Consider the following 22,804-nt stretch of genomic DNA (forward strand, 5'->3'; position numbering starts at 1 on the left):
AAATTCAGTATAGTCACCCTTTTGGCCTTTATTGCACTTAAATCACTTTGATTTTTATTTAGACTATAATTAACGAATGCAAACATACCCGCATAGTGATAAAGGAATTATTATGTTAAACAATCCATTAGATAATCGTTCCCTCTACAACTGGTATGATTGGGGTATGGAGATGTTACAGCCTTATTCCGATTACTGTCTTACTTTGTCAAAACGTAATAAACGTATCTCTGATACCATGAATTTACCAATTAATGTTCCTTATCTATCTGATTTACAAAATGAAATGGTGAAGATTTTTATGCAATCAGGGGTTAAGCACTATAGATGGCTTACAGGATATTTTTATGTACATCATATGATTACTAATATCTATGAAAAACCCAAGTTTAATATTACTGATGTGAGATTAGGAGATGATTATTACGATGTTGACGAGGAAATCGTTGATAGAAAAAGCTTTTGCAATTTGCTGCACTTTAGAAAAAGAGGAATAGAGAAACATGCTTTTCCTAAAATGTTAGTGGTGGCGCCTATGTCAGGTCACTATGCTACGTTACTACGCGATACAGTTACTGCTTTGTTACCTCACTATGATGTTTATATTACTGACTGGAAAAATGCTCGCGATGTTCCCTTGGCCGAAGGGGGATTTGATTTAAATAATTTCACTGAATATGTTATTTCCTATTTTCAGCAATTAGGACCCGAGCTTAATGTTATGGCCGTATGCCAGCCTACAGTGCCGGTGTTGGCTGCTTTGGCATTAATGTCTAGCGAGAATGATCCTAAAATACCTCAATGTGCCATATTGTTGGGCGGCCCAGTGGATACTAGGCAATCACCTACAGCAGTCAATGAACTGGCCGTTTCTAGAGGAGATGATTGGTTTCAGCAAAATGTTATTACCATGGTTCCTGCTCGTTTTCTTGGCGCAATGCGACTTGTTTATCCAGGATTTATGCAATTATCAGGCTTTATGAGTATGAATATGCAAAAGCATATAGAGTCTCTTAAAAAGGCGATTGATGACTATGCTGAAGATAAACGAGAGGCGGCGTTAAAAACAATTCAATTTTATCTTGAGTATTTTTCAACAATGGATTTGACTGCTGAATTTTATATGCAAACAATCAACACCGTATTTCAAGAGCAACTGCTTGTCAAAGGTCGATATAAATCAAAAGGAAAGGACATACGGTTACATGATATAAAAAATACTTCTCTTTTAATTATTGAGGGTGAGCGGGATGATATTACCGGTATTGGACAAACAAAATCGGTATTAAATTTGTGTAAAAATCTTCCTGATAACATGAAAAAATATCTCTTGGCGAAAGGCGTGGGGCATTACGGATTATTTAATGGTAATAAATTTCGTAAAGCAATTATTCCGGAAATTAATGATTTTGTTCAGTCACATAATGTTTCCCGAGCTAAAAGGACTAAGGCCAAGCAGCAATAATCTAAATGGTTAAGACGAATCAGTTTATGGATGGCCATAATGGGAAAACCAACAATCGTACTATTCGTAGTCCGTATTAGCACAACGAAAAGCGAACTATCTTTCTAAGAAGCAGGATGTTGATATTCTCGCAAAAAGATTTTGGGGGCCAAGCGTCTACCAAGACATAAATAGTGTGCATATGCTTCGATGTGGCACAAAAAAGCACGGAGCTGGGGCACGTATTCGAGCACCTTATCGGAGAAGCAATTCGCCGATAAGGTATGTTCTTCAGGAGGATCTAGAGGATATGCTCTAGTAATTTTACATATTAGCCATTGTCATAACAAAATTGGGAATATTGGGAGAGCCAACACCTACTCCATCATTCCAAAATTGACTTTCAGGCTCAAGGGTAAGCGATGAATCCCATCCCAGGGTCACATTATTAATGGTAAACGCCGATGCAGGGGCAGGGGTATTATGTATTGTTGTGGATGGTGGGGGAGTGGCTCCACTGATGATAATAGCCGGCGGAATAATAAGATTAATTGCTCTATTGGCGAGTAGTTCCTGATTTTTTTGATATAAATAAGGCGCTGCTTGGCCAATAGGGGTTCCTTTATTGAGTAAACTACGTGCTTGATTTACTAACACTAAGGTTGCTGAAAATAACGGGCAGGCCAAACTGGTACCACCGTCTTGTACTTGCTTGCCTTCTGCAATAATTAGCAACCCGGTATTAGGATCTCCTAACATAGATATATCCGGTAATGCGCGGCGGCTTCCGAAATGACTAATGACTCCATACCCGCCGGCCGTGAAATTACTAATGGAACTTTGCCAAGAGACTGGTCCATAGAGCTGACTAATACCTCCACTAGTACCTCCATCATAAGACAAGGTTCCATGCACGGATCTTACCGTTCCCCAAACTGTTTCAAATGCATAACGATATTTGGGATCTACAAATACGGCAGTTGCCCCCACTGCGGTAACAAAGGGGGAACTGGACGGGTAATCAACTGCAGGAGATGACGGCCAAGTTCCTGTACATTTTTTTTCCGTGCTATAAGTATTATCACCGCAATCACCAGAAGAGAAATCAACACTTATGCCAGCCGCCGCTGCCACTTGTAATGCTGCCTCTAGAGCTGTATCTATGCTAGTTTCGGGGCCACTCCAACTATTAGAAATAACATAGGCATTAGAAAAACCACCGATAGTAAAATTATTGCTAATCAGAGCATTAATGACATCAATTAAGGTACTTTTTTGATCGGAAGCTCCTAATACCAAAACCGTGTTATCTCCCGGAGCAAGAGTGTGAGAAGATTCTACATCTAGCGCGACCTCTCTACTAAAGGAGGATGCTCCTGGGCACTTTGTAAATGGAGAACCATCTGGATTGATAATCGCAAAATTCTTTGTTGGTCCAGAGGTAACAAAAGGTTTTATGCCGTTAGCATTAAAATACTGGTTTGCATCACTTAAAATTTGTGCTGGTCCATTAGTACCGCAGTTATCAACAATCACTAATGTTTGTCCTGATCCATCGAGATGGACGCCATTAATAGAAGGAATATTGCCCAAGCCATAAGTCTTCTGTAAGTTGGCTCCTGAGAAGCCTTGCAATGAAATATCTGTAGGAATGGCTGAGGGCACAAAAGCATTCCAAACAAAATTTAATTCATGCTGTGTGGCATCAGAGTGCTTAGCACTATCTATGTTCGAGTGAAACTGAGGAATAGTACTAAGACCGGTTATTTCAGAAATATATTGGGCTATTTCAGGATTTAATTGAGGTGCACTAGAATTGGCATATACTCTTTTATCTTGATATCGATAATGGTTCATTTGCACATGAAGTACATGCTCAATTTGTTCTACAGAGCCAGTGATACGAACACTGTGATTTACTATTGTTGCGTGCATGCCATAAGAAATAAAAAAGTGCTGCACCGCTTCCTCTGCATCCTTGCTTGGTGCAAATTTTTCTTCATAAAGAGTGGGGGTTAAGAATTGGTGATATAGAGAGTTGTTAGGATCATAAACATCCTGAACGAGTTGGTCTAAATCTTTTTTATTACGTAATTTTAACCAGGCAGTAAAGGATATTTTGGTTTTCGGGTCAACAGGCTTAATTAACGTTGCTTGGCTGAGCAAGCTCAACCCCGGATTTGACACACTCAATAAGCTCTTTGGCTGGCTGGCATAGGAGGTCATTGCCACTAAACTATATGGTAATAAAAGCAATGCTACTTTTTTTAGTTTCAACATGAATGATCTCCCTATATTACCCTAGAAAAAATAAACTAGTAATTGGACTATATGTGATGAATCCCAATTCATCCCCTGTTGTTAATGAATATACATAGCCACCTTGTGTACCCGCATGGATAACACTTGCATCTGAATTCACAAACAAGGTATAGCTAATTTGTGAGAAAAGAGTCCATGTTGGATTGGCGTCAGTGAGACTATTGCTAAAATAGGCGTATTCAAAGTCTATCGTTCCATTGGGTAAGGTGTTGTTAGACGAAGTTTGTCTTGTATTGACATAGAGTTGACTGTTAGTAGCAAAAACATTTTGTATTGGTACAGGAATACTCGCTTCTGGACCGGTAATTTGATGCCAGTTCATTCCATTATTTTCTGAGAAATAGACATTGCCATCCTGGCTTCCTAAGTAAATGGTATTAGACGGTGTAATGAAAATACTATTCACTGCACTTGAACTGGGATGAGTTGAGGTGCTATTCCAAATAGTTCCTCCATCAGTGGAAGAATAAACAGTCCCATCAGAGGTACCAACATAAATTGTTGTAGTATTACTCGTCGTTGTAACAAATACACTATTTACTGGTGTTGCGCCGGGAATTGAGTTCGTGGAACTCCAAAGCGTACCATTATCTGTGGAGTAATAGACTTTGCCATCTGCACTGCCTACATATAAGGTGTTTGGCGTTGAAAAGACGCTATTTACTGTATTACCAGGTGATGGGGTCGTTGTAAGAGTCCAAGTTAAGCCATTATCAGTGGAAAAATATACCAAACCGCTTAATGTTCCTGCATATATCGTTCCAATTCGTGCAAAGGTTACTTCTACAGTATGATTAGTCTCAATGTTTGATAAAGTCAATGTTGTGCCGCCTTTCTGGGCAACACCATCATCAACGATCCATTGATCTACTTGATAACCGGCACTAGGAGTGGCTGTAAAAGTCAAATTACTTCCTGCAATAACTGTTTGTGGCGTGTTGGGCTTGATGGTTCCGTCCACATCTGCCGTTGGCGTAATGAGATATTGTGCTACGGGGATACGAGTTATATTTAAAATACTATTCGCATCAGGTTGATAACATTGGCTCAGGCCACCTTGTTGGCACACTATGGGGCCGCCGCTAACGTTACCTGTTAATGCTTTGCCATCCACAAGCAAATTAAGCGTACATGATTGTTCATAAGTTAAAATAAATGGATTAGAGCAGTCTCCAGGTGAGATGCTCTGAGGAGTAATCCCTTGGATTTTCTGCATAGCTAATGTGTGTGTTTTGCGAGAGTTATTAGTTATTTTATATTTTATTGTTGCAGTTCCCACTGTGGTTATTGATACAGTAGGTGGATAATAGGGGTCGGGATTAAAGGTCCATAGAGGTTTACCCGCATAGCTCATAATACTTAACAGAACAGCAACTACAGTAGTAAAAAATTGTAATAAAGACGTTTTTACTAGTTGTTTCATCTTCAAGTCCATTTTCGGATATTATTTTGTTTTGTATCTTAATCTGAGCTCTTAAGTGATAGCAATAAAAATATAAAATAACCTACTGTTTTTGAACAAATTTCAAATTAATCATTGCTATGAAACAAAATAATTTGATCCTGAATTGAGAGTATTAATAGCCCGAGCAGCAAGCATTAAAATAATTGTTAATGAAATAATTGTTTGGATCATGCACATACATTTTGCCCAACGTGTTAATACGGGGGTGTCGGTTGGTGAAAAGGCAGTTGTGGTATTAAAAGCGAGAAATAGATAATCCACAAAATTGGGCACCCAGTTTTTTATCGATGAGGGTATGTTTGCCGTTTCTGTTAATGAAATTTGAATTTGTGGGAATAAAAAGGCGGTTGAGCCTGCGCTTTCTTTTAACTCACGTTGCACGGGACCACCAGCATCTAAACTCCAGTACCACAGTGCGAAAACAAGAATATTGGTCGTCCATAAAATTATCGAAGAAACTAGCAAATGATTGGGGCCAATTTGTCCTTGGAAGGTAGCAAGAACCAATCGAATTACAGAAATTATTGTATAAATGGTAATAAGGATGTTAATGGCCAAAGCCAGAATGCGATTGACTCTATGATCATTACGCCATTGGGTGATGATTAATGGGATTAATAGTATGGTCACTAGGCCAATGAGTAAGCCTCGTGGCCCCCAATAAAATATTTTGGGCAACGCTTCATAAAGCAGAGCAACAACAATCAAAGCAAGCCATGTAGGCCAGCGAGTATTGATACTTTTCAAGCGGTTGCTTTTTTGATCGGATTTTTTGTTGATGTTATGAGACTCACGCATAATCGTTTAATTTTCCTTAATTTATTAGTCTATGGCACTCTCTAACCTGATGGTTATGGACAATTTGTTGTTTGATCTACAGTGGCTTTTTGTAACCACAATATAAAGAAAGAAACATTGGCAATCAATTTAGGAAATGCTTCATAAAAAATATCTAGTTTTTTATGAATTTCTTCAATTTCTATAATCGATATATTATGTTCATTGAGAAAATCAGGCGTTAAATCAACATCTAAAGGAAAATTAACAGAAAAATCATCAGCTACATGTTGTAGATCTTCCAATAGCTGGAGATAAGTTTGTTGCGATATGACTGATTTCAATAAGCCCCACAGCTGTTGAAAAATATCCGGCCATTCAGCTAACAGAAGATAATCAAGGCTGACAACCTCTATTTGTAACGTTGTACGAATATCTTCTATTAGGGATTGGATTTGTTTATCTGATTTAGATAAGTCGATGATAGGTCTTGGTTTTCTTTCAATTGAGGTAACTAAGTGATTCAGCAATGATTTTTTTGATTCTTCAGATAAATTATTTTTCCTTTTTTTACCTTGAATACTCCATCTTAAACTAGAAGTAATTAATAGAAGTTTGGGATTAATCAGGTGAAAGGGGACAAGGGCATTAAACATATCTTGAGGCGCGCTGAGTGTTGTGGGTGGTATCAACTGATTCATTATAACTTCTGCTCTAACACGTAAAATATTGGCGCATTGTTCAAAATACTTGCTTTGTACTAATGGCTTATAGCATTCCCACATCATTTTTAAATAAGAGGGGTAGGCTGCCAGTTTCTGAAAAATCATGTGATCCACGGGGCTGGATAAGGTATATCTAATGTCATTTAAAATAGTTACTGATTTGCTATTCGTATTACCATGCTCATATTGATTAATCATTCTGTCCTCTCAATTAAATCCAGATAATTGCCTATCAACTTCGTGACTTCATCAATCGATAAATTTGGGCAACAAATCGTCCGAACTACACTATTTTACATCATCTTGTTTCTTTGTGTTACAGTGGTTCGCGTGGCATTTAACACGATATCTGTATGTTTTTTTACATAAAAAGTTTTATATTAATTAACGCTTGGCCTTTGTAAACAATTAATCAGGAAAGATAACCTACTATATATTAATATTAAAGGATTAAGAACAATGATAAAAATAAAAACTCGCTATTTCTTTTACCCTCTTTTTTACGTGTACTCTAGCGTTTTCCTCTTCATGTCTTTTGGATCAAACTAAATCATGTGAATTAACCTCAATCTACTGTTGGAAAGTTCACTTATTTTATTAACGCAGTATGTACCAATCTAAATTCAACAGTAACATCGGATTTTGGTTGAATCTTTTGTGCAAACAAGGCGATAATCTTAGCGTCAATCTTATCTGTTTTAGCAAACTTACCTAACGCTTTGGCAAAATCTCTAATTTGTCAGGATTAACTACTGATACAGCGAAACTTCCTGCTTTTAGTTTAGAAGAAACCAGTTTGTCGCTTCCATTACTATAGACACATCAGATAATGTTTTGAGCTGCTTCAGCAGTTGCTCAATCCTTTTTTATCATTGTTGATGGATAGAACGGATATGGATATCTAAAATCAGCTTCGAAAGATCAATACGAGTATAGTTTTTCTTTTCTTCATTTGTCATAATAGGTATTGCTGTAGTTCTCAGCCTTGTAGATACGGGATCACGAGTCTCAGGCAACTGTACGAGTTAGTTAATGGAGGGGCGAGCTATCAGTTTCCATTTTTATTACTTAGCTAAAATAATAAAAACAAAGAGATTATATAAGATTTTTAAGATACAAGGCTGGGCAACAAATTGTCCAACCTACATAGGCATTTATAAATGCTATAATAAAACGGAGGAGAGTATGAATTTGAAGCACTCTTTTTTATTTTAAATCAAGTCCTTTTTTATGAGCCGTCACATGGAGACTTTCCAGTAGTTGCTCTTCAAACGCATCAAATCCACTATTTGTTTTAGCTGATGTATTGATTAATCCATCAAATACATTAGATTCAAGTTTTTGATCCTGCTTTGTTCCAATTGGAATGGTTTTTACATCCGGAAAATGTATTTTTGCGTAATCTTTATAAAAGTCAAGATCTTTTTTAGCATTTTCTGAAGATAAGTCACTTAATATAAGAATGAGATCATATTTTACTTCTTTAGACATTGATGGAATCATTCTCTCACCTGTTCTGTTTAAGGTGAATATCAAGGAGATTTGTTCTCCTTCTTTATTTAATTTTTTCTTGTAGGTTAATGAGTGAAATTCTGGGAGCTCTGTTCCATTAGGTATGATCCCATCTTTATAATGTAAAATAAAAGAGCGTTTACCACAACCAGTCTCACCTAAGACCAATATATTTTTTGCTGAATTATTTTGCTTAAATAGTTTACTCCACATTATCAATCTCCAAATACTAATCCATAATTGTTTGCAAATAGATTATTATAACACAAATACAGCAGGCTGTATTATTTTTAAAATATAAGTTTATCTCCTATACTTTTAGAACGCTTTGTTGTTCTTCCTCAACAACTTCTTGAACTTCTGAAGTTTTCATTTGTTTCATTTGACTTCTCAAATCTTTAGTTTTATCTATAGCTACAAAATTGCTTATTTCCTTCGGTGCGTCTACTTTCACCACTGCACCTCTTTCCTCCATGGAGCTGAGCAATCTCTCCGGTGTTAACAAATGAAGTTTTTCTTTTTCACTTATAGGACTTTTAACGATAGGATGAGGAATGTCTTGTACCCCTTTTTCTTGCAGTTCCTTCTTGAGTACATCATTTAATTCTTGCACTGATGCGATAATTGTTTGACCAACAAACTCAGAACAAAGTACTTTACTTTGTTCTCTTCTACCTTCTGCTTCCCATTTGCCTCGGCCAAAAATATCATCTCGAATATCGGTATTACTATGATCTTTCATCAAAATATTTTTATGTCCGCCTTGCAATGGTGCAGTGGCAATCTGAGCAAATCGCCCTTTACCTCCTTCTGCTGTAATATGCATATGACCCTCTCGATTTTGGTCATGAATTTGTCTTTCTATGTCACCAAACTTTTGTTGGACATGTTCAAGCCACTTATCTCCTAAGTGTTGTTGTAAAAGTTTTTTTGTATCATTGTCAATTAAATTTTCAATTTTAATCTGGTACACGTCACTATAAAGATAACTACGTAAATTGTACTTATCTTGCTGATAACCAGGATTTATATGAGAAACTTTGTTTTCTATCTTACCTTCCTTGTTCTCAACAGCGATCCCTTTTGAGGCATGTCCGAATTTTGTGACAAAAAAAGCAATAATTCGTTCAAAAAAACCTAATGTTTTGCCATATATTTCAGATTTCTTCTTTGTATCATCAAATACCACGGCACCAATTGGCATAGTGAAAGTTTGGTTGAAAGTTTTATCTAAATGGCTAATCATTGTGGCAGCACGTTGTGTTTGAGCATAGAGCTTCTCTAATTTTTCATTTCCCTTGATTAATCCCTTTTCATTATATCCTTCTAGGGTTTTATTTAAAGTAGCTAAATCATGTAACATTCCGTATTGTTTTAGTGTAATTTTTTCATTATCAGCTAAAATTTTCCCTTTGTCTTTTGCTGCCTCAAAATTTTCCCAAATCTTATCAAGTTCAGGTTCAATTTTTTTTAAATTGCGAGTTCTATACGATATATCTTTCAGAGCAGTGACAACCAACGAACCAATCCCCGTATCTGAGCCTGACATCGGTGCTAAGATATCTAATTGCCGATTCATGCTCATGTCACCAATCATACCTTCCATCATCGTTTGTATATCTGCTCGTTGCTGGGGTTCCAATTCCGTATCAGGTGTATTTATCAACTTGTGCATATTTCGCATGTTAATTAATGCTTGTTCTGCTATACCTGTTTCTTGATGTAAAGCTTCTAATGTCATAGGCATGATAAAATCCTCTAAATACCTAATTTTCAGTTTATTGGTAATATCTCGTTGCTATCGATATGGATAAACTGTTTATAAAATCAATAAGGTGATAAGCATAATCGTCCTCTTCAATATTTTCCTGTATTTGAAAAAGGATCAGATTCTTACTAATAAAAGCTAGCATGTCATAAAGCATGCTCTTGTTTGCGTTGTAGAAATAGCTATCAGGCAGTGCAATCATAATTTTATTTATAATGTCATATGTGTCTTTATTTGAAATATTAAGCACAGATTGCATTTCTGAATTATGCTCATCGCTCATTTGCTTGCAAATTATTGCTACTAATTGGTAAATTTCTTTAGCATATATTTTTTTTTGGGGGTGCATTATTTGCTCTACTATTTAATTGCTTATATGAAAATTATGGTTCATGATCTTTATTTTTTCCAATCGAATTAATGTGTTTTTATACCTAAAGTGAAAAGTTGCTGAACGCGCAGCAAGTTAATACGGAGCTGGATATGACATGAGGTACCAGATTACAAGTATTTTATCTGGCGGAGGGTGGTTGTAATGTAGTTTTAGTCAAAAGCTACTTGTAATAAAGCCGACACAATAGAAAAAGATATTACCATTCATAAACGGTGATGTGAGAGAACAAGATCTAAGTTAACTTTTTGTTCATTTTCATGCATTTGTGCCGCGGGTTTAATTTATGACATTTTATCTGCAATCCGGGGTGGTTCAGGCAAGCGATACTTAGTTAAATATTGTAACACTAACTCTACTATCTTCTCCTGCCCAATTCCGTGTCCTGTAATATAGTAGCTGCAATCGATCCCAGCAATATATTCTATTTAGGCAAAATCATTATATATCCGAACATCATCCTTGAGTTCTTTTTGAGTGATAATTGCCTTCCTTGCGCTTGTTGGCCAAATAATGTCAGGGATGGTGATTTTTAAGGTCATAACCAATCCTAAGGGTTGATTGATTTTAGCTCTAATCTGATTCTCTATCGACTCGCGTCGAGTTTGGCCATTTTCGAAAGAATTACGAATTACCGACGAAAGCCGGTATTCATCGAGTCCCGCGAATGCGACCTGATGAATACCGTAGCCTCCATCAAAAAGCAATCCGTTAAGTAAGTGGATTAGTCTAAAATACGAATTCCCTTCGGGATGCCTGTCGCTTATGCATATTAATCGAGTATTTGCAGTAAATCGGTTACATCTGTCTATACTTTAATTTATATGTACTTAAAATTATCAACTTGATAATGGAGAATGATATGACTTTCAAAGTTAAAGTACCAGCAAAATGCATCTTGGCTGGTGAGCATCTTATTCTTGAGCGAGGGTATGCTATTGTTGCTCCACTTCATAGGTATCATTTAACTTTGAGCTATGAGCCTCATACAATAAAGACAAAATATACTATTTCTGCTGAAGGTAACAATTCGTTGGGCATTATATTATGGCCAGCAATTTGTAAAGCATATGAGTTATTACAAAAAGATCATAATAAAATTACAGGTTTTTTTAATATTAAATCAACCATCATTCCATGTGGCGGGATAGGCTTTTCAGCAGCATTATGTGTTGCAATTACGGAATGGCTTATCTATCAAGGACTATTATCTCGTTCTGAACTATTTCAATTTGCGCGACAACTAGAAGACATGTTTCATAAACGAAGTAGTGGTGTAGATATTGCTGGGGTAACGGCTAAAAACATAATAAAGTATTATTCTAATAGTGAAATAATTGAAATGAGTATTTCATGGCAACCTCTTCTTTATATTTCTTCTTCTGATGAGACCAGTTTTAGTGGGCCCTGTGTTAAAAAAGTTCTGGAGTTAAAAAAAGAGAATCCTGCTAAAGCGGAGGCTATCTACGACAAGATGTTACAAGCAGTGATTTTGATTAATAATGCCTTAGAGAATAAAAATGATGCAAGTCTAGATATTCTAGCGCGAGGGTTAACAATGGGAAATGAATGCTTTTATGAGTGGGATTTAATTTCTCCTCAATTACATGACCACATCGAGCTATTAAAACAGCATGCATTAGCCTGTAAAATAATAGGTGCAGGTTTTGGCGGTCATGTTCTAAGCTTATGGGCAGAATCTCCTCCCGTCAATTTTCCTATTAAACTATACCGATTGTCCTTATCTCAATAAGGAACTTTATTCACACATATTATGCAAACATGAACTGGAAGTCGCAAAGGTATGAAACGGTAAACAAGCAAGTCGGGTCACAATTTGGCGGAGGTGTTTGCATATCGAGCAATAAATAAAGAGGATTTAATGGTACGCTTTGGAGGTTTATATGAAATTTAAGAACCATGACCATGGTTTCTCCATAACTTATTTTATTAAGACCGTGCTTAGATTGATAAAGTCTCGTACAGTAGTAATCTATCGTCCTATTTTTGCCTTATTAGCTTACCTGGCTATGGCTGGAACAAATTATAAGATATCGGCTGGTATTTTAGTGGTATTAACCGTTTATCTTGCTGGACTTGGAACTTACTTATACAATGATTTAAATGATTTTCATGAAGACAGTATGAATAATGAGGTGACCAGTCTTACCTATGATGTCACTTTATACCGCACCATACTAGTCATTTCTATTTTTTGCCTTTGCAGCGCATTACTCTTAGGGATTTATCTTAGTATTTACAATCTCTTCATTGGATTATTTAGTTTGTTACTGGCAGTAACGTACTCACATCCTAGGGTGCATCTTAAGAGTTATTTCTTGATAAAAACCTTGGCTACTGCTGTTGCCTCTGTATTAGCAGCGCTTGTGGGGGTAGCCACAGCGAATAATTTCACATTTCAATCTTGGCCTTTCTTAGCTTTAGCGTTTTTGATTTCCTGGGCAATTTCGCCATTAAATGATGTACGAGATGTAAAAGGGGACAAACTTAGTGGGCGAAAGACTATTCCTATTGTCTTGGGAGTAAATTGGACTTTTTTTATTACTAGCAGTGCCGTTATTTTATCTTTGCTGATTGCAATAGTTGGCGTTTATAGCGTGACCCATAGTTTAAATTATAGTTCCATCATTTTCGCCTTTTTAGCGGGCTCATATTCTCTTTATTTGCAATGGCGCCTATTTAACAATCAGACAAACAAGCCAGCAGTAAAAAAATACCTTAGTTATCTTCAGATTTCTATGATTAGTTTGCAAGTTGCAGCGTTAATAGCATATATGTGGCGGTAATTAATAAAAAAAACACCATATTCCTTGCATAAGGTCCTTAAATGGTGTAGATAGTTATTATATGGCACTTATTTGATCATATTGTTGCTTGTTGCGCCATATCCAGTTGATAGACGTATGTCTTACTAAGGTGTATTTATGGCTTTTATAGATTATCTAGAGTTATTTCCCGTACAATTTTACAAATTATCTGACAATGAGCAACAAGAAATTTTAGTTAAACTAGGTTTTTGTACTTTAGAGGATCTTAAGTTACTACGAAAAAAAACATCTCTAAGCCACCATTTAGCCTCATCGCTAATTGAAAATGCTGTAGGCTGCTTTCCCTTACCTCTTGGGTTGGCCTTTAATTTCGTTATTGATAATAAACCTTATGTGATTCCAATGGTGATCGAAGAGAGTTCTGTTATTGCCACAGCCAGCAAAACAGCAAAATGGATTTACCAAGAGGGTTGTTTAACTACAAAGCAGGTTGGTATGTGTGGAATAGGACAAATCCAAATTCCCAAAGTAAAAGATTTTGATTTAGTGTCACAAATCATTTACGAACATAAAAAAGAATTAATAGATAAGGTCAATGCCAACATCCTTATGAGTTTAGTCTCTAGAGGAGGGGGGGCAAAAGATTTGCTTGTGCGTAAGATAGAACGTAGTGATGGCCATTTTATGGTCGTTATTCACTTTTTTATTGACTGCAAAGACGCCATGGGGGCTAATATCATTAATCAAGCTTGTGAGTTCATAAAACCAGATATTGAACAGTTAACTCAAGAAAAAGTAGGATTATGTATTTTATCAAATTTAACAGACACTAAAATTACTAGAGCCGAAGTTGTTGTTACTAATATCGATCCTGAATTAGGTGAGAAAATATCAGAAGCTTCCTTATTTGCCCAACTAGATCCTTATCGCGCAGCAACCAATAATAAAGGGGTAATGAATGGAATTGATCCTGTCTTGATTGCTACAGGAAACGACTGGCGTGCGGTTGAAGCAGGTATTCATGCTTATGCTGCACGATCAGGTTCCTACACCGCCATTACCACATGGCAAAGAGAAGGAAAAGATCTTCATGGTATTCTAGAAGCACCGATTCAAGTTGGGATTGTTGGAGGAGTAACCAAACTACATCCTATTTCGCAAATTTGTTTGAGAATAATGAAAGTTCAAGCAGCATCTGAATTATCTAGAATCATTGCCGCAGTAGGACTGGTTCAAAACTTGGGTGCGCTAAAAGCATTAGTTTCTGAAGGAATTACTAAAGGCCATATGCGCCTTCATATAAGTAATCTTGCTATTGCCGCTGGTGCCAGAGAAGAAGAACTCCCATTCATTCGCCAATTTTTGGAGAAGCGGTTGGCTACTCAGAGAAAAATTTCTGAGAGTGATGCTCGAGAAGCAATTTCCGTAATACGAGCCAAAGAAGAAGACTACGAATGGGGTAATAGTGATGTCTGATAGCACATTAAATGACCAGAGAACCCATGTTATTTTGGTAGATGCGCAAGACAATTGTATCGGGACGATGGAAAAACTATTAGCTCATCGAGAAGGAAAACTTCATCGAGCCTTCTCTATACTTGTATTTCGCAAAAACCAAGATACCCTACAGTTACTCCTCCAACAACGTGCGAATAGCAAATATCACGGAGGAGGCTTGTGGACGAATACGTGTTGTAGCCATCCTCTCGACTCTCTCAGTTTACCTCAAGAAGCGTCTGATAGGTTATCAATGGAAATGGGAATAAGAGTACCTCTGATTGAGGTTGGTATATTTCAGTATTTTGCCAAATTGGACAATAATATGTATGAACATGAAATTGATCATGTCTTGATTGGTCCTTGGATTGAGCAAAGTATTAATCCTGATCCCCAAGAGGTTAATGATTATTGTTGGATAGATATTCAGCATCTGAAAAGAAAATTAGCAAAATTTCCTCGAGAATTTACTCCTTGGTTATCTCAAGTCTTAAGTATGGCTTTAAAAAGTAAAGAGTTTGCCCTTTTTATGGAAATATCTAAAAATTAGGAGGAACCTGATGATGAAATACCCCTCGCACCTTGCGGTTATTATGGATGGAAATCGGCGTTGGGCGAAAAATCGGTTTCTACCTGCAATTACTGGGTACATTATTGGTGCCAAAATAGCATGGAAGATACTTTGTTTGTGTATGGATTTAAATATTCAATATCTTACTTTATTTGCATTCAGCACAGAAAATTGGCAAAGAACCCAAAAAAAACAATCATCGCATCTTGTTAAATTTATAATTTCCTATTTATCTCATCATGTAGAACGTTTTCATAATAAAGGTATCAAAATACGCTTGATTGGTTCTAAAGAAAAACTGAATGAGAAGCTACTAAAGATGGTGGATGAAGTTGAGCAAAAAACAGAACAAAATTCGCGTTTGACGCTATTCATTGCTTTAGACTATGGTGGAAAATGGGATATCCTTAATGCAACTAAGCAAATTGTTAAGCAAGCGATTAATAATCAATTGAATATTGAAAATCTGGATGAGAAGTATTTTGCAAAATATCTGGCAACTCAAGGAGCGCCAGATCCAGAGTTAGTTATTAGAACAGGTGGCGAAATGCGAGTCAGTAATTTTTTATTATGGCAAATTGCTTATTCAGAAATTTATTATACTCCTATATTATGGCCAGATTTTAATGAGCAGGAGCTATTGAAAGCATTTGCCTCATTTTCTGAGCGTCAACAAAATTTTGGAAAATAAAGGTTGCTTTGCGTCAATGATGACATAGGTGAAGATTTGCTTTTATGCAACAAGTTCAAGAGAAAGTCTTATTGAGAGTCTATGCTCTGAAAGTAAGTGTCTAAATTTAAATCTATTAATTTCATAATAGCCAAGGAGTGGTTTAATCTTCTGAGGAGGCTATATGTCTGAAAAGAATATAGGTATTAGCGCCGTGGGGTTACACTTTCCTTCTCTAGCAATGAATGTCGAGGAATTAGCAATATTACGCGGAATTGCACCGGAAAAATTTACTTTGGGTCTAGCATGTAGAGAGTTTTCATTATGTTCCAAACATGAAAATATTATTAGCTTAGCTGTTGGGGCCGCTCAAATGGCTTTATCTCATTGGGATAAAACGCTTGACGATATAGGAATGATTGTAGTAGGCACAGAAAGCGGCTTAGATATGAGCCGTCCTCTAAGTGCTTGGGTTGCTGAGCAACTTAATTTAAGTGGCATGATTCGCTCTTATGAAGTGAAACATGCTTGCTACGGCGGAACTTTAGCTATTAAACAAGCTGTAGAATGGAAACTTTCTGGTGCTGGTGGTAAAAAGGCAGCTTTAGTGATTGCTGCTGATATCTCTCTTTATGAGCCCTCTAGTAATGCTGAACCAACACAAGGAGCAGGAGCTGTGGCATTTATTATTGATGAAAATCCTCAGATTGCTGCAATTGATGTTCGGTCTTATCCTTGGAGCAAACCAGTTTTTGATTTTTGGCGACCTATTGACAAGAAATATCCTGAAGTTGATGGCGAATTTAGTCTCGAGTGCTACAAAGAGGCCGTGCTTAATTGCTTTAATCTCTTAATTCAAGATATTGGTATAAACGCTGTAGAGCATGAGTTTCATGCCCATTGTTTTCATGTTCCTTTTCCTAAAATGGTTAAAAAAGCAGTTGTTCATTTTTTTCAGCATCAGGGATGGAGCAACGAAAAAATAGAACATTACTTTAAAGAAAAGGTTGAACCAACCATGATATGGAATCAATTAAGCGGTAATTGCTATACCGCGAGTCTGTGGATATCCGTCACAAAAGCTCTTAGCCAATTAAAACAAGGACAAAAATTATCTGCATTTTCTTATGGTTCTGGATATGGAGCAGAATTATTAACACTCACAGCAATGTCAAAAGTAGATAATTCATATTGGGTACCTGAGGTAGAGAAGCTCTTTCGTCAAAGACAAAAACTTACTGCTGCTGAATATGAATTACTTAGGAAAGAGAAATAATTTAACTGGCATAAGTTTGACATTTGTCTAATGCGCCACTGTACTTTAATTATAGTACCCAAGAGTTTTATCTGTTTCTCTCTTTCTAACCTATGACAACTCTTTCTTTGACACTGCCAGTAATAATTTATCAAGCATTTTTGTAGTTAAAATACGCTTTAAAAATATAAATAAATAAGCTGGGAGAGTTACAGGATATTTAGCCTTAGGCTTTTTGGCCTCTATGGCATGGATTAGTTTTTTTATTACTACATCTGTTTGTTGAGTGAAAATTTTTTTAGTAAAAAATAAGTCCGATTTTACTTGCTTATGACTGGAAAGCATGGCCTCATACTGGCTTTTAAAATAACTATTGCTAGCATCAAAATTGTTTAATACTCTGTTGATCGCATTATCTCTAAATCGACTTTTTATAGGCCCTGGTTCTATAGTAATCACTGGTATATTGGCTGCGTGTAACTCCAATCTTAAGGTGTCACTCAATCCCTCAACCGCATATTTTGAAGCATTATATACTCCACGAAAAGGAATGCTGATAATGCCTAATAAAGAGCTAAAGTTAATAATACGTCCTTGCCCTTGCTGACGCATTATCGGGATAGCCAGATTAGTTAATTCCATTAGTCCAAATACATTAGTTTCAAATTGCTCACGTAATGTGTCGCGTGAGATGTCCTCTAAAGCTCCTGCTTGACCATAACCTGCATTATTAATTAATACATCCAATCGTCCCGATGTCATACTTAAACATTGAGCAAATGCTCTCTGAATAGATATTGAATCACTTACATCCAAAAGAAGCGTTTCAACCCCCATGGCCGAAAGTTTTTCTACGTCAGCCATTTGTCGGCAAGAAGCAATAACTCTATGTCCTCTTTTTTGTAGAGCAAAAACGGTATCGAAACCTATACCACTGGAACAACCCGTGATTAAAATTATTTTCTCACTCATATTCATCCTTAAAAAGTATTAGAAATCAATAAGGTTATCTTAACAGAAACTATTACTTTTAAAGTAATTCGAAATCATATTCATGCTTAAATTTCTTATCTGGTAAAAATGGTTGTGTATGTCAGGCTCATTTAACAGAGAACTGTTATTATTACTCTCATCACTTGAATATGATCCTTATCAGTTCAGATTGGATACTTAAAAAACGATCGTACAACGGCACAATTATATTTATTTTCTCCTATAATCTTAATTGGTATAGGAGGTTTTATGAATATTTTAGAATATATAAAACAGTGCCAGACTAGAGTAAACAATGCGTTAACGTTGTATTTACCTAATAAGCAAGATGCTCCTCAACTACTGCATGAAGCGATGTGTTATTCTGTTCTTAATGGTGGAAAACGATTGCGCGCGAGTTTTGTTTATGCGTTAGGGGATGCTTTAGGTGCTGATGGAGCGACAGTCCTGGATAAGGTCGCTTGCAGTATTGAAATAATCCATGCTTTTACACTGATCCATGATGATTTACCTGATTTAGATAATGATGATTTACGACGCGGTATTCCAACATGCCATAAAGCTTTTGGTTCAGCTACAGCAATTCTTGCTGGAGATGCCTTACAAAGTCTTGCTTTTGAGTTGCTTGCTTTTCAAGATCATCAAAACGATATTAAGCCAGAAAATAAATTAAAGATGATTTATGTATTAGCTAAAGCTATTGGTTCTTACGGATTAGCTGCAGGTGAAGAATTAGACTTGAAAAGCATAAATCAAGAAATAACATTAAGTGAATTAGATACAATGTATCAATTGAAAACAGGCTGCTTATTAGCCGCATCAATGCAACTTGCAGCACTTGCTGCAAATTATGATGATCCTCTTTTTCTTAATACGCTCAATGAGCTTGGTAATATCATTGGTATCACATATCAAATTCATGACGATATTATTGGTATCGAATGTGATTCAAAAGCACTCGGTAAAACAAGTGCTATCGATTTAATTAATAATAAACCAATATACCCTTCTCTTATCGGAATGGAAAAAGCAAAACTATATGAATCGCGATATCTTGATAAGGCAATGGAATATCTTAAGTATTTTGAATTTGATTGCGAAGAGTTACGAGAACTAATCATTTTTATTGTTAGTCGCCGTTATTAAATTCAGGTGGTAATAGCTTGAATTTTGCACATGAAAAAATCAGGTTTTGTCGCGTAAAAAATTTAGTCGCAAAAGGGAGGAATTACGGACGAGCTTAAGCTGCGAGTCAATAAAACTGATGAAAGATGGACTGATTTTCTGCTTGAAGATGTTGTCCTTTTCGGAGCATGTGGTGAAGTTCTATGCCAGCGAGAGTAGCTTGTGTTGAATGGAATGCCTTGAATTCTTTCATGGGTTTGGTAATTTTTTTGATGAATCGATGATCTTGCTCCACGATGTTGTTGAGATATTTGATTTGCCTTACAGTAATCTGAAGGAACAGACCACCCATCATAAAAAGGAGCGCCAGCTGCCGATTGATAGTATCAATATCAGAGTCTGAAATTTTCTGCGACAAAACCGGATTCACTACACCAGAGTCTTTTTTTAGTAACTTTATTTATGAGGAAAAATGCTAATTTTAGCAAGAATTTAATTTCCATGGATTATGTGTTGCAATTAGCCTCTTTGGGCAATAATTGGATAGAAGTGTTAGAAAAATTTGACAAAATAAATTTTACTTCCGACGTATTTTACTTAGCTTCTCGTTTTCCTGAGAATAAAGCAGAAATATTTCAATTAGTAATTTTGCCTGACAATTTTCAACGATTAGTAACTAAGACTACGGACTTAGCTTATTTAGCTAACTTTTTTCCACACCATGAAATTTTTAAAAAAGGAACAGTAGAAGAAGCATTAAAAGAAGTTCAAGCCATTAGTTTTGAACAAAAGGCTTATACTAAGAGAGCAGCAATGGGATTTTTTAAACCTATATTTCCGCAAGAACTTGGAGATTATATTGGAGATTTTTTAGATAGAAAAACCGGCAGACAAGTGGCTCAAGTTAATAAAGAGGCAGCAGAGAATGCTTCTAGTGGATATGAGGCGTGTAAAGCAAATCGAGGCTCTAAGATATAAAAGTGGTTCTGTCGAAATTTGTTGACTTAGAATAACATGATCTTGCCCCACTTTATCACATCATTACCCATAAGTATTAGCTGCTGTTTTTATTTACAATAATTCGTAATCCCATTTTAGCAGTTACACCTGAACGACTATGTTTAGGTGTTTTAGATACTTATCATTGAGCAAGAGAAAGGGTACGTCATCGAACTGCTCGAGAAAAAAGTCGAGATAACCATAAAACTCCTTTGGCAGAAAAGGAAAGCTATCGATGGTTAAAGGCTTACCGAAAAGCAAATGAAGTCGCTTTACAAGCTCCTGATACGATGGTAATCACGGTTGCCGATAGAGAAGCGGATATTTATTATTTATATCATGAAGCCCAACATGCTCAATTTTCCCAAGAAAATACCGCGGCTTATTGGCTCATTCGGTTCTCTTCTAATCGGAAGATTTTGAATGATAATGGAAGGCCTGACCAGGAAAAGCTAATCGAAAAGACTAAAAGTACCTCTCGGCAAGGTGATATTAGCCGTAATAGATAGTGCATTATGCGCTCCTAATGGAAGCTTGCGTGTCTGTTAGAGACACGCAAGCTTTTGCTTATTTTACCGGAATAGTTAAAATAGGTTGGGTATCCTCAGTACTTTCATGTCCTGAGGAAAGTTGGATTAATTCGGCCAATATGGTAAAGGTTATCTTTGATGATAAATCTTTATTATCTATATAAAACCAATGACCATGACTTCTGATATATACATAGGCATCAGGAGGAAAAGTATCACTATAATTAATTCTCATCAATCCATTAAGTATCTTATTCCAGTCAAACGGCTTGCCATTGTTATAAAAAGTTTGATGTAAATAGCCTCTACGCAGATCTTCAGGGGGAGAAACGACTGCATGCGATAAAAAGGTCATTACGCCCAAGATGGAACGGGTTGCAGTTCTTACCTCATTTTTTCCTGGATGAAGCGAATTTTGGGTAAAAATAATCTCCCGACTGTCTAAGGGCACATTCATTATTCGCTTAAACTCTCTGGCAGGTGCGGAATTAATAAATTTTGGATAAATCCGAATAATGATTTTAAATTCATTTTGCTGATTACCAGTAAGTAATTCATAGCCATTTTGTCGACCCAATTGATTTAAGAGGGACATAACCCGATAAAATTTTGTATAATCCGGCACCCATTCGACATCAGCACTGGTGGCAGCAGCAGCATTGCTGATATTGCCCACACTTTGAATCAATAATCTGGATAAGCGCATAAATTCTTTACTGTTATTCGAGATCAGTAGCGAAGCCTCTTTTAAATTGATAGGGGCTAAAATTGCATTAGTAAACTCTCGGTCAGTAAGCGGTACATAGCTAATAGTCGGTGTATCGGTATAACCTGCATCGTATGTGAACCCAAGAGCACGGGTTATAGAGATGTCTTTGAAATTATTCGTGGTTTTTGAGTAATTTTGATTTACTCCCAGATTAGAATTCCACGCATACGAAGCAGTAATACTCCCAATCTTAATAAACAGCGGTGGTTCCAAATAATGAATACGTACCAAGTTAAGCAGAATCTGTTTGTTCTCAGTAGCTAAAACCGTATCGTTATAGTTTTGACGGTCATGGGGGATGGTTCTTGGGCCTAGGGAAGCGCACCCTGGTAAAAAAATGGTTAGAATAAAGGCTACGAATCGTGTTAGCTTAAAAATTTTATAGCGAGCAACCATCTTTTTAATCCCTTAAAAGCTGTTCTATGCATTGTGCATGTCTATCAATTACTAGGGTTTATACACCTATTCTCTTTGTCTCATTATCCACAGAAGATTTTTTTGGCAAGTGTTCTCGGGGTATGTACTTTTAATAAATTTCATACCCCATGAACACTTACTTTTTTATGAATGTAACTCATAAAAGATTCATGAGCACAGTCTCTTCGATTTTGAATTGATACGCATCTTATCTCAAGAGCAGATAAAGGTAAAATAACTTCCTGCTATGCAGCTCATTAGATCATAGGATGATGCTAACACCATGAGTGGGCAGCACAATATAATCGATAAGGAAGAAAAAAACAGCAACTGCGATGGGTTTAAGAATTAATTATCATCATTACAAGACGGTAAATAGCTTGCGTAGATTAGCTACATTTTAAATGAGGGAGTTTCATGCTTATCTTTAATTTCTGGGGGTTCCCTGGCAACAGGATCTTTTTCTTTATAATCTGGTCTCCATTTATTCTCTACAGATTTTATTCCAAATAACTCCTTAAAAAAATGAACGATCATTTCACCTACACTTTGCTTTTCCAGCTTCGCTTTTATTTGTTGATTTCCATAACTAATATTATTTTCATTCGTCCTTAAAGTAGGATGTTTCGCAGAAGTAGAAAAATGATTGTCGCACTTGGGGTTAGAGTTCACCAAATTGTAAGCTCGTAACTCATTGATTACATTGGCGTCCCCGGCAGGATTTGAACATGCGACCTGCCCCTTAGGAGGGGGCTGCGCTATCCAGCTGTGCCACCGGGACATAT

Annotated in this window: 21 protein-coding genes, 1 tRNA gene and 2 pseudogenes; 10 read left to right on the forward strand and 14 right to left on the reverse strand. The window is 36.5% G+C overall.

Translation table 11 applies throughout. The features are described from left to right. Positions 1–112: 112 nt before the first annotated feature. Positions 113–1,465: a polyhydroxyalkanoate depolymerase gene (gene phaZ, locus LFA_RS05295; protein ID WP_045095251.1), complete on the forward strand. Its 1,353-nt coding sequence runs from the start codon at positions 113–115 to the stop codon at positions 1,463–1,465. A 303-nt stretch (positions 1,466–1,768) separates the two neighbouring features. Here the strand turns inward: phaZ and LFA_RS05300 are convergent, their stop codons facing one another. The 9 genes and pseudogenes from LFA_RS05300 to LFA_RS20595 all read right to left on the reverse strand — a co-directional run bounded on the left by LFA_RS05300 (position 1,769) and on the right by LFA_RS20595 (position 10,832). Further along, positions 1,769–3,724: a S53 family peptidase gene (locus LFA_RS05300; protein WP_045095252.1), complete on the reverse strand. Its 1,956-nt coding sequence runs from the start codon at positions 3,722–3,724 to the stop codon at positions 1,769–1,771. 16 nt (positions 3,725–3,740) lie between these two features. After that, a complete protein-coding gene (locus LFA_RS05305) occupies positions 3,741–5,189 on the reverse strand; it encodes an InlB B-repeat-containing protein (RefSeq protein ID WP_052673862.1) in 1,449 nt (482 codons plus the stop codon). Between the two features lie 117 nt (positions 5,190–5,306). After that, the gene (locus LFA_RS05310; RefSeq protein WP_052673863.1) at positions 5,307–6,029 is read right to left on the reverse strand and encodes a hypothetical protein; all 723 of its coding nucleotides are present in this window, start codon (positions 6,027–6,029) and stop codon (positions 5,307–5,309) included. Between the two features lie 53 nt (positions 6,030–6,082). Then, positions 6,083–6,931 carry a halocarboxylic acid dehydrogenase DehI family protein gene (locus LFA_RS05315; RefSeq protein WP_045095254.1) on the reverse strand — a complete coding sequence of 283 codons (849 nt, stop codon included), beginning with the start codon at positions 6,929–6,931 and terminating at the stop codon, positions 6,083–6,085. A gap of 442 nt (positions 6,932–7,373) precedes the next feature. Continuing rightward, positions 7,374–7,492, reverse strand: a pseudogene (locus tag LFA_RS20285) (IS110 family transposase); the annotation flags it as partial. A gap of 447 nt (positions 7,493–7,939) precedes the next feature. Beyond that, complete coding sequence (locus LFA_RS05325; protein WP_045095256.1) at positions 7,940–8,458, reverse strand: GTPase domain-containing protein; 519 nt, start codon at positions 8,456–8,458, stop codon at positions 7,940–7,942. Positions 8,459–8,555: 97 nt separating this feature from the next. Next, entirely contained in the window at positions 8,556–9,992 is a 1,437-nt protein-coding gene (locus LFA_RS05330) for a hypothetical protein (RefSeq protein WP_045095257.1), read from the reverse strand. A 31-nt stretch (positions 9,993–10,023) separates the two neighbouring features. After that, positions 10,024–10,362 (reverse strand): hypothetical protein, encoded by a 339-nt coding sequence (locus LFA_RS05335; RefSeq protein ID WP_045095258.1) that lies wholly within the window; start codon positions 10,360–10,362, stop codon positions 10,024–10,026. 326 nt (positions 10,363–10,688) lie between these two features. Next, positions 10,689–10,832: an endonuclease V gene (locus tag LFA_RS20595; RefSeq protein ID WP_157010417.1), complete on the reverse strand. Its 144-nt coding sequence runs from the start codon at positions 10,830–10,832 to the stop codon at positions 10,689–10,691. A gap of 434 nt (positions 10,833–11,266) precedes the next feature. On the opposite strand from LFA_RS20595, the gene LFA_RS05345 reads away from it, so the two are divergent. From LFA_RS05345 to LFA_RS05370, 6 genes are all read left to right on the forward strand, one after another. After that, positions 11,267–12,157 (forward strand): mevalonate kinase family protein, encoded by an 891-nt coding sequence (locus LFA_RS05345; protein ID WP_045095260.1) that lies wholly within the window; start codon positions 11,267–11,269, stop codon positions 12,155–12,157. A 151-nt stretch (positions 12,158–12,308) separates the two neighbouring features. After that, on the forward strand, positions 12,309–13,211 hold the full coding sequence (locus LFA_RS05350) for a UbiA family prenyltransferase (RefSeq protein WP_045095261.1): 903 nt from the start codon (positions 12,309–12,311) through the stop codon (positions 13,209–13,211). Between the two features lie 138 nt (positions 13,212–13,349). Continuing rightward, positions 13,350–14,669: a hydroxymethylglutaryl-CoA reductase, degradative gene (locus LFA_RS05355; protein WP_045095262.1), complete on the forward strand. Its 1,320-nt coding sequence runs from the start codon at positions 13,350–13,352 to the stop codon at positions 14,667–14,669. Next, on the forward strand, positions 14,662–15,240 hold the full coding sequence (gene idi / locus LFA_RS05360) for an isopentenyl-diphosphate Delta-isomerase (protein ID WP_045095263.1): 579 nt from the start codon (positions 14,662–14,664) through the stop codon (positions 15,238–15,240). Before LFA_RS05355 ends, idi begins: the two co-directional genes overlap by 8 nt. A 10-nt stretch (positions 15,241–15,250) precedes the next feature. After that, positions 15,251–15,952, forward strand: a complete 702-nt coding sequence (gene uppS / locus LFA_RS05365; RefSeq protein WP_045095264.1) for a polyprenyl diphosphate synthase — start codon at positions 15,251–15,253, stop codon at positions 15,950–15,952. Between the two features lie 163 nt (positions 15,953–16,115). Continuing rightward, positions 16,116–17,207: a hydroxymethylglutaryl-CoA synthase family protein gene (locus LFA_RS05370; RefSeq protein ID WP_045095265.1), complete on the forward strand. Its 1,092-nt coding sequence runs from the start codon at positions 16,116–16,118 to the stop codon at positions 17,205–17,207. 90 nt (positions 17,208–17,297) lie between these two features. Here the strand turns inward: LFA_RS05370 and LFA_RS05375 are convergent, their stop codons facing one another. Then, positions 17,298–18,164 (reverse strand): SDR family NAD(P)-dependent oxidoreductase, encoded by an 867-nt coding sequence (locus tag LFA_RS05375; RefSeq protein WP_172653461.1) that lies wholly within the window; start codon positions 18,162–18,164, stop codon positions 17,298–17,300. Between the two features lie 264 nt (positions 18,165–18,428). On the opposite strand from LFA_RS05375, the gene LFA_RS05380 reads away from it, so the two are divergent. Continuing rightward, on the forward strand, positions 18,429–19,325 hold the full coding sequence (locus tag LFA_RS05380) for a polyprenyl synthetase family protein (protein ID WP_045095267.1): 897 nt from the start codon (positions 18,429–18,431) through the stop codon (positions 19,323–19,325). A 106-nt stretch (positions 19,326–19,431) separates the two neighbouring features. On the opposite strand, the pseudogene LFA_RS05385 reads toward LFA_RS05380, so the two are convergent. After that, positions 19,432–19,698, reverse strand: a pseudogene (locus LFA_RS05385) (DDE-type integrase/transposase/recombinase); the annotation flags it as partial. A 68-nt stretch (positions 19,699–19,766) separates the two neighbouring features. Between LFA_RS05385 and LFA_RS05390 the strand changes: the two are divergent. Both LFA_RS05390 and LFA_RS05395 read left to right on the forward strand, forming a co-directional pair. Continuing rightward, positions 19,767–20,282 (forward strand): hypothetical protein, encoded by a 516-nt coding sequence (locus LFA_RS05390; protein ID WP_157010291.1) that lies wholly within the window; start codon positions 19,767–19,769, stop codon positions 20,280–20,282. Between the two features lie 233 nt (positions 20,283–20,515). After that, a complete protein-coding gene (locus LFA_RS05395; RefSeq protein ID WP_045095269.1) occupies positions 20,516–20,812 on the forward strand; it encodes a hypothetical protein in 297 nt (98 codons plus the stop codon). A gap of 58 nt (positions 20,813–20,870) precedes the next feature. On the opposite strand, the gene LFA_RS18780 is transcribed toward LFA_RS05395, so the two are convergent. From LFA_RS18780 to LFA_RS05410, 3 genes are all read right to left on the reverse strand, one after another. Beyond that, positions 20,871–21,998 (reverse strand): hypothetical protein, encoded by a 1,128-nt coding sequence (locus LFA_RS18780; protein WP_052673864.1) that lies wholly within the window; start codon positions 21,996–21,998, stop codon positions 20,871–20,873. A 414-nt stretch (positions 21,999–22,412) separates the two neighbouring features. Next, positions 22,413–22,691 carry a hypothetical protein gene (locus tag LFA_RS19200; RefSeq protein WP_065814362.1) on the reverse strand — a complete coding sequence of 93 codons (279 nt, stop codon included), beginning with the start codon at positions 22,689–22,691 and terminating at the stop codon, positions 22,413–22,415. A 32-nt stretch (positions 22,692–22,723) separates the two neighbouring features. Continuing rightward, positions 22,724–22,800: transfer RNA gene (locus LFA_RS05410), tRNA-Arg, on the reverse strand. Positions 22,801–22,804 lie beyond the last annotated feature (4 nt).

It is taken from the genome of Legionella fallonii LLAP-10 (genome assembly GCF_000953135.1).
In the GTDB taxonomy this organism is placed as follows: domain Bacteria; phylum Pseudomonadota; class Gammaproteobacteria; order Legionellales; family Legionellaceae; genus Legionella; species Legionella fallonii.